Raw genomic sequence first — 7559 nt, 5'->3', positions numbered from 1 at the left:
GCGAGGGCATCAACGCGTGACCAAGCTCGTCGCCCGCAACGCGTTCGGGTTCCGCAACGCTGACAGTCAGCGTCTACGGACACGCTGTGTCACGAAACGACGAGCTCGCGGACACCTCCGCACCGCTCAACTTCGAAGACCCGCGATATCAGGGACGAGGACGTGGCCCGCCTCCCGTTCAAGGACCGGCGCATCAACTTCCTGGGCCGCTACCTGGTCAACGTCACCGCCGCGCGGCTCGGTCCGGTACCTGCGCGCTTTCCGCACTCGCGACGCTGCCCAAGGCGGCGAGATCGAGGAAGGCTGAGGGCCCAGGCCCCGGACGATGTCGTGGCCGGAGCCTGGGAGTGGCTCAGTCGGCGTGGTTGTTGGCTTGCTTGGGCAGGCAGAACATCAGGGCCCACATCAGGGCGAGGAGGCTACCGACCCACCACAGCACGGTGATGAACGCGTCGCGGTTGAGTCCGGGGTCGGGTGAGCTGCCGGTGGTGGCGAAGAACACCAGGGCGGTCAGCGCGGTACCGAGGGCGATGCCCAGGTGCATGACGGTATTGAACAGGCCCGAGGCCGACCCGGCGTCCTCGTGCGGGACCCTGGCCAGCGACATGTCGGCCAGCGGGCCGCCGACCATGCCGAGGCCGAAGCCGATCAGTACCACCGGAGCGGTCATCGCCAGCAGAGTCAAGCCCGCCTGGCCTGCGTCGATCTGGAGCCCGTAGGCGGCCATCGAGGCGAGCGTGATGAGGGCTCCGGCCTGCGGCAGGCGGCGGGCCAAGCGCCCGGCGCTCTTCGCCGTGACCGTCGCGCCTGCCAGCTCTCCCACGGAGAGCAGCACGAAGGCCAGGGCCGCATGGAAGGGGCTCATGCCCAGTCCGCGCTGGAGGTAGAGCGTCCAGGTCATGAAGAACAGCCCGCACAGCAGGCCGTGCATCAGCTGCGCGGCCAGACCGCCGGAGAACTGCCGGCTCCGGAAGAGGGACAGGGGTACGAGCGGGGCGTTGTCCTGCTTGCGCTGCTGGTGGCGCAGGAAGACACCGAGGACGAGGAGGCCGGCGGCGAGCAGGGCGAAGCACCACAGCGGCCAGTGATGGAGGTGCCCCTCTGTGAGCGGGAAGACGATCAGGACGATGGCCAGTGTGGACAGCAGCATGCCGGTGAGGTCGAGCCGGTCGGCCTTCTTCACGGTCGACTCGGGGATGAACTTGCGTCCCAGGATGATCACGGCGAGGCCGACGGGCACGTTGACCAGGAAGATCGGCCGCCAGGACAGCCCGAACAGGTCCGCCTCGGTCAGCAGACCGCCCATCACCGGGCCCAGGACATTGGCGAGCGACATGACGGCCCCGTACAGGCCGAACACTTTGCTGCGGTTCTGTCCCTCGAAGGTGACATGGAGGGTGGCCAGGATCTGCGGGATCATCAGGGCCACCCCGGCGCCCTGGAGGCCGCGGGCGCCGATCAGCACGCCCGGCCCGGCAGCGAGGCCGCACAGCAGCGAGGCCGTGGTGAATACGACGGTGCCGATGAGGAGGATCTTCCGCCTGCCGTAGAGGTCTCCGAGGCGTCCGCCGGTGATCAGCCCGACGGCGATGGGCAGTGAATAGCCGGTGGTCAGCCACTGCACCGCGTCCGGTCCGGCGCCGGTCGACTCCTGGATCGCGGGCAGGGCGGTGAGGACAACCGACTGGTCGATCATGTCCATCAGCTCGGCACCCAGCAGCACCAAGAGGGCGATCCAGGCAGCCAAGCCCATCTTCGACAGTCCAGGTGATGGGTGGGTTGGGGGCTGGGTGGTGTGCTGCGGCTCGTTGTCGAGCGCGGAGGAAGACACGACGGGAACTCCTGATCCAAAAGAATCGGGGAGCCATGCCGACAGCCGCACCGGGGCCGGAAAACACGAAACCCGGGGCAGACGGCAGAGCTGCACCCGGGAAAAGACAGAAAACTGCGGGGGGGGTGACGCAACTCAGGCCAGCGCGACGTCCGCCCCCGGACACGTGCGACAAAACAGCACGTGGGGAACACGGACGACTACATGGCCTGGTTAATAGGACGTCACCTCAAGATCGACGCAGAAGGAACGGAAACTCCGGCCGCCGGTGCCGAGAACCTCCGGCGCAGAAGCCTGGTCACCATATGACATCCCAGGCCCCTTCGCACATCAGATTGCGAAGTTCGCCACCTGACTGAACATCCAGGAGCTGACGCTTCGCTGTACAGCGCACACGAGGGCGCATGACACCTCGAATTACACGCACCCGGGAGCCCCGTCCACGGCCCCCTGACCAGGCGTGATCAAACTTCGCTGCCAAAGGACAGTCGGGCTCGCACCAAAAATCGAACACATGCTCTACTGGGTTCATGGTGCACAACAACCCCGCCCCCGACAGCGTGCAGACCCAGCGCGACTGGAACCGCACCTACAACGCCCTCGCCCAGGCCCCCGCCGCCGGCAACACCGCACTGCGCCGACGGCTTATCGACCTGTCCCGCCGCCTCATCCGAGAGGTTCCCCGCAGCCAGCTCGCCGACCTGCGCCGCCGCACCGAGGACCAGTCATGACCCGCCGCTCCTGGGACATATCCGACCGGCAGCAGTCCGTGCTGGCCTGCATCCGCGACCACATCCTCGATCACGGTGAGGCCCCCAGCGTGCGCGAGATCGGCGGCGCCGTCGGACTGTCCAGTCCCTCCTCCGTGCTCTATCAACTGCGCCGCCTCGAGCAGGCCGGGGCCGTCGTGCGCGCCCGCGGCACCGGGTGGCGGGACTACCGGCTCGGTTGACTGCCGAGCCCCGGCCCATCACCGAAGACGGGAACCTCGGCACTGTCAGACCTCGCTGCCATCATCCGGCCATGCTCATCAGCCCGAAGTCAGCGCCCGCCCTCTTCGAGGACCTCACCCAGAACTGCACTCTCCCCCTCATCCCCGAGGAGTTAGAGGGCACCAGCTTCCTTCGCCGCCACGGCCACATCGTCATCGGCGACACGGCGCTGCGCGGCTACAAGCACAAGGCGCGCTGGACGTACGACGACCGCGACGTCAGCCGCGCCGGTCGTGCTCTGGCAGAACTCCACGTCGCCTTCACCGACCTCACCGACCTCACCGACCTCACCGACCTCACCGAGGTGCAACTCCCCGAGTACGGCGACCACTCCGGCCAGGAGCCATGGGACCAGCCCGACTGGCGGCGCCAGCTGCGGTCCTGGACGTACGACGCCGCCTTCCACAAGACGTTCCGAGAGCGCCGGGACAGCGAGGACTGGCACGCCACCTGGCGGGACATCGGCGACAACGGCCTGCCCGGCGGCCTCACGATGACCGAGTTCCTCGACGCCCGCAGCGAGATGCCGCACATGGACAACATCGCGGGCACCAAGCCGCGCGGACTGCTGTCCCGGTCGGGCGGCCAGTGGCTCCTCCCCCGCGTCTATGCCGAGCTCCTGGACCGCTGGGAGCAGCTGGAGGAGGACCTGATCAACCGGGCCCGCATCTGCTCGGGGTGCGGCGCCCAGGGACCGCGCGGGGCCTGGCGGGCACCAACCGCCAACGGCTACATCACGTTATGCCCGACCTGCTCGGGGGCCACCTACCAGGCCTACCAAGGCCACCTTCGCGGAGTGCTGTACGAGGCGGTGCGGCGCTCCACCCGGGCCGACGACTTCCTGTGCCGACTCTGCGGCGAGAGCCGGGCGTTCACCTGGGACCACTGCCACGACCACGGATACATCCGCGGCCCGCTCTGCGCCAGCTGCAACACCTTCGAGGGCAAGGGAGTGCGCTTCCTGGACCGGCCGGGAAGCGTGCTGCACCTCCTGGAATGCCGCAGCTGCCAAGACCAGCAGACCCTCCCCCGCAGATTCCACACCGCCGTGATCCGCGACCACCTGGAGGCGACCGAGCGGCACGGACGCTGCCGCAACCGTCCGCACATCCGGGAACTGGAGCACACACACGGCGTGCACTGGCTCGAACTGACCTGTCACGGCAGGCACTGGACCAAGGACGTCAGCCCGGCCGAAGCCGCCGATCTGGTGCGCGGGTTCGTCACCCGCGTACTGGGCGACCTGGGATAGCCGGCCAACTCGGCCGCGCTCCCCGGCCTTTCGGGGACGGGACAGGGCGCTGCGCGAACGGCTACTCGGCCGGGTCCTCCTCGACATGCCGGACGGCCTGCTTCACCGCCTTCTCGACTTCGTAGCGGTTCTGCCCGGTCGCCGTCGCATGCTCTGTGATGGGGGAGTGTGCCAGTGCTGACGCCTCCCGCCATCGCCGCCACTGCGCCTCGTACTCCTCATCCATCAGGCCGGCGAGCTTCGCACGCTCTTCTTCGGCGGAACGTTCATCCTTGATCAATTCATCGGAGACGTCTGCCACGAGCGGATCCTTAAGCGCGGCGCGCCGGTGTCTCGGTGAGCAAGGACTGCGACGTGGCGCCCGCGCCCACGACGCTGGGGCAGGGCGGCTTAGCAGCGGCTGTCTTGTTTCGGCTGGAGCGTCTGAGCTGGGCTGACAGGGGCCCGGTAGCATCGGCAGGTTCTGCATGCGGGGGAAAGGCGAGAAACGCGGATGCTGTTGCTGTGGACCTGGCGCGAACGCCAGTTGGCGAAGGTCAAGGATTTCTTCGAGCCGGACATGGACCCCATCTACAGCCGTTCTGTGGATGCAGCTCTCGATCACGTGAGAACTGTGCAGCTGCTCCAGACGCACAGCGATGTGTCGAAGGATGAGATCGAGCAGGACATGCTGGCGCCGCTCTTCAGGATCTTCACCATCAGCCGGTGCCCGGCCGACGAACGGCAGACGTACGAGAAGGCCCGCCGGAGGCTGGAGCAGATCGAGGGACGGCGCCGGAGCGTTGAGAGCGGGTCGGCCTGGAACTGGCGGGTGACCTGCTCGCTGCTGGCGGGCGGTGCGATCGCGGTACTCCTCATCGGCAATCTGTGGCTGGACGTGACGGTGATGGCCATGGTGCTCCTGTCGTTCGTGCTGCGCTGGCGCGGTGTGAGAGTGATCGTCCACGTGCTGCACTCCGTGATCGGGGCCGCGCTGGCGGTCAATTGGTCGGTGCAGCGGGTCGAGGTCGGTCTGAGAGCCATCCAGTGGGGCAAAGTGCTGCTGGAAAAGGGAACCCTCCCGGCGGTGCCCCACATTGTTCGCCGCCTGATGGGCGATGAACCCGACTCCGTGTTCCTCCCGGACCGGCTCTCCGGGCTGCGCACACCTCGATCTCCCTTGCACGTCGTGGACACCCGGGCGATGCACCAGCTCGAGCGCAAGCTCGACCAGGTCGAGTACGGCACCATCGCGGTATGCGGGCCACGCGGTTCCGGCAAGTCGACCCTGCTCGAACAGTGCGTCGACGACGCCGATCTGGGTCTGCTGGCCCAGGCTCCCGCCACCTACGCCCCCCACGACTTCCTGCTCTCGCTGTCCGTGCGACTGTGCGAGACCTACCTGCGCAACGAGGGACACGACGTCCCCGAGTTCACCCGCCTCTCGCCTACACGCCGGCTGCTGCGCCGCACCTGGGGGCGCACCCGCAGTCTGGGACGCTGGAGCGCGTTCGCCCTCCCCGCCGCCGCGCTGGTGGTGCTCGGTCTGTCCGCCCCGGCCCGCTCCCTGTATGCGCAGTACGCCGACTCCCTCAGCGACACCGGCCGCGAGCAAGGCGACGTGATCCGCGACCACGTCGTGGAGATCTGGCAGGGCCACGCCGTCGTCGCGAGCTTGTGTGTCACCCTCGCCGGCCTCGTCTGGTGGCAGTCGCGGCATACCGCCTGGCTGCCACGACTGATCAGGGAAGGCTGGAGGAAGGCCAGCAGAGTTCTGGGCCATGTTCTGACATCCCTGTCCGTCCTCAGCCTCCTCTTGATCGAACAGCTCGATCCGCTGCTGCGGAACATCCCGTTCCAGAAGCTGTTGATGGCCGTTGTGCTCTTGGCGGTGTGGAGAGTCTGCCGCGGCTCCCGTGATTCCAAGTTCGAGTTTGATCTGGGCCGGTGGCACATCAGCCTGCAGCGACTGTTCCAGCCGCTGGCCGCAGCCACCGCCTTCCTCCTCGTGCTGTACATGGTCAACACCCCCGAGATCTACGCACTGCTCGCTGACGAGGACAACCCGCTGCGCATGGCTGCCTTCCTGACCGGCCTGATCCTCCTCAGCGCGGGCCGGTGGAAGCCGAAGCCCCCTGAACCGGAGCTGGCGACCCGGTGCCGCGACCACCTCTACCGGCTCCAGACCATCCAGATGTCCAGCAACACCCTCAACGCTGCAGGGGCTGCCCAGGTGCTGACACTCGGCGGCTCCCACGCCACATCCGTCACCACCGTTCCGCCCAACTTCCCCGAACTGGTCGATAGCTTCCGTGAACTGCTGACGCAGATCGCGTGGGAGCAACACATGAAGAAGCCCGGGTGGGAGCAGCACAGGAGCAGGCCCGTTGTGATCGCCATCGACGAAGTCGACCGGCTGGGCTCCGACACCGAGGCGCTGGCCTTCCTCAGCGAGATCAAAGCAATCCTTGGTGTCCCGTACGTCTACTACCTCATCTCGGTGGCCGAAGACGTCGGGGCCACCTTCGTCCGCCGGGGCCTGCCCCACCGGGGTGTAACCGACAGCTCCCTGGACGACATCGTCCATGTCCAGCCCAGCACCCTCAAGGAATCACAGACCATCCTCGCCGAACGCACGGACCGGCTCACCGAGCCCTACGTGATGCTCGCCCACGCCCTGTCCGGCGGCATCCTGCGCGACCTCGTGCGCTACGGCATCCAGATCAGCGAAATGCAGGAGAAGGCGCAGAGTTACGCACTCACCGACATCTCCCGCCATCTCATCCTGGAGGAACTCTCCGAGACCCTCGCCGGGTTCAGAACCCTGCTGAGCAAGCACCAATGGGCCCCGGACACCCGCAGCATTCTCAGCAGGTTCGGCACGCTGGTCACCTACCTGAGTGACCAGGAACCGTGCTCCTGCACACAGGCCAAACTGCAGGCCACTCTCGAAGAGTTCGCCTGCCGACCCGCCAGCGAACAGCTCGAAACCACCGTTATCGGACAGCTGACGCCCGAAGCCCTCCAGCTCATTGAGGAGGCCTCCACCTACGCCTACTTTTCCCTCACGCTGCTCGACATCTTCACCGTCAAGCACCTCACACAGCGGGCCACGGACGCTGCACAACGAGGCGAGGGGGGCGAACCGGAACGCCTCGCCCAAGCACGCCAAGAACTCGGCATATCCGTCTACAGCGCACGCCCGCTCATCGACAAGATCCGCACCGCCTGGTCGCTGCCCCTCGAACAGTCCGGAATCCGCCGCATTCCCGGGCCCGGGCCCAGCACATGCGACATCCACACCAACCAGGCCGGCCCCCTGCAGCCCCGCGGGTTCGGGTAGGAGGCCTCCGCTCGCCGGCTAGACGCCACCGGGGCAGCCACTGGTTGGGGGGTGCCTCACCCAGCCCGCTCGGGTTGATGCCCAGTTTTCCGGCCAGATGGATCAGCGCCATCTTGCGGTCGTGCTCATCCAGTTCCACCAGCGCGTCATACGCCTGAGCCA

6 protein-coding genes are annotated in these 7559 nt (G+C 67.2%); 4 read left to right on the top strand and 2 right to left on the bottom strand.

The window, feature by feature from the left end; translation table 11 throughout:
• Positions 1–352 precede the first annotated feature (352 nt).
• Positions 353–1753: an MFS transporter gene (locus tag AB0G47_RS38015; protein WP_360779742.1), complete on the bottom strand. Its 1401-nt coding sequence runs from the start codon at positions 1751–1753 to the stop codon at positions 353–355.
• Positions 1754–2361: 608 nt separating this feature from the next.
• Here AB0G47_RS38015 and AB0G47_RS38010 point away from each other — a divergent pair.
• The 3 genes from AB0G47_RS38010 to AB0G47_RS38000 all read left to right on the top strand — a co-directional run bounded on the left by AB0G47_RS38010 (position 2362) and on the right by AB0G47_RS38000 (position 4075).
• Positions 2362–2562 carry a hypothetical protein gene (locus AB0G47_RS38010; RefSeq protein WP_360779739.1) on the top strand — a complete coding sequence of 67 codons (201 nt, stop codon included), beginning with the start codon at positions 2362–2364 and terminating at the stop codon, positions 2560–2562.
• The gene (locus tag AB0G47_RS38005; protein ID WP_360779736.1) at positions 2559–2783 is read left to right on the top strand and encodes a hypothetical protein; all 225 of its coding nucleotides are present in this window, start codon (positions 2559–2561) and stop codon (positions 2781–2783) included. Before AB0G47_RS38010 ends, AB0G47_RS38005 begins: the two co-directional genes overlap by 4 nt.
• A gap of 71 nt (positions 2784–2854) precedes the next feature.
• The gene (locus AB0G47_RS38000) at positions 2855–4075 is read left to right on the top strand and encodes an endonuclease domain-containing protein (RefSeq protein ID WP_360779732.1); all 1221 of its coding nucleotides are present in this window, start codon (positions 2855–2857) and stop codon (positions 4073–4075) included.
• 61 nt (positions 4076–4136) lie between these two features.
• On the opposite strand, the gene AB0G47_RS37995 is transcribed toward AB0G47_RS38000, so the two are convergent.
• The gene (locus AB0G47_RS37995) at positions 4137–4376 is read right to left on the bottom strand and encodes a hypothetical protein (protein ID WP_360779729.1); all 240 of its coding nucleotides are present in this window, start codon (positions 4374–4376) and stop codon (positions 4137–4139) included.
• Between the two features lie 192 nt (positions 4377–4568).
• On the opposite strand from AB0G47_RS37995, the gene AB0G47_RS37990 reads away from it, so the two are divergent.
• Positions 4569–7397 carry a hypothetical protein gene (locus AB0G47_RS37990; RefSeq protein ID WP_360779727.1) on the top strand — a complete coding sequence of 943 codons (2829 nt, stop codon included), beginning with the start codon at positions 4569–4571 and terminating at the stop codon, positions 7395–7397.
• Positions 7398–7559: the final 162 nt, after the last annotated feature.

Source organism: Streptomyces sp. NPDC021622 (assembly GCF_040640795.1).
Taxonomy (GTDB): domain Bacteria; phylum Actinomycetota; class Actinomycetes; order Streptomycetales; family Streptomycetaceae; genus Streptomyces.
The sequence above is the reverse complement of the archived record's forward strand: the minus strand, read 5'-3'. Positions and strand labels throughout refer to the sequence as shown.

Bases quoted from the DNA above. Each gene is read 5' to 3' on its own strand.
- AB0G47_RS38005 (WP_360779736.1), top strand. From the start codon at position 2,559: ATGACCCGCCGCTCCTGGGACATATCCGACCGGCAGCAGTCCGTGCTG.
- AB0G47_RS38015 (WP_360779742.1), bottom strand. From the start codon at position 1,753: ATGGGCTTGGCTGCCTGGATCGCCCTCTTGGTGCTGCTGGGTGCCGAG.
- AB0G47_RS37990 (WP_360779727.1), top strand. From the start codon at position 4,569: ATGCTGTTGCTGTGGACCTGGCGCGAACGCCAGTTGGCGAAGGTCAAG.
- AB0G47_RS38000 (WP_360779732.1), top strand. From the start codon at position 2,855: ATGCTCATCAGCCCGAAGTCAGCGCCCGCCCTCTTCGAGGACCTCACC.
- AB0G47_RS38010 (WP_360779739.1), top strand. From the start codon at position 2,362: ATGGTGCACAACAACCCCGCCCCCGACAGCGTGCAGACCCAGCGCGAC.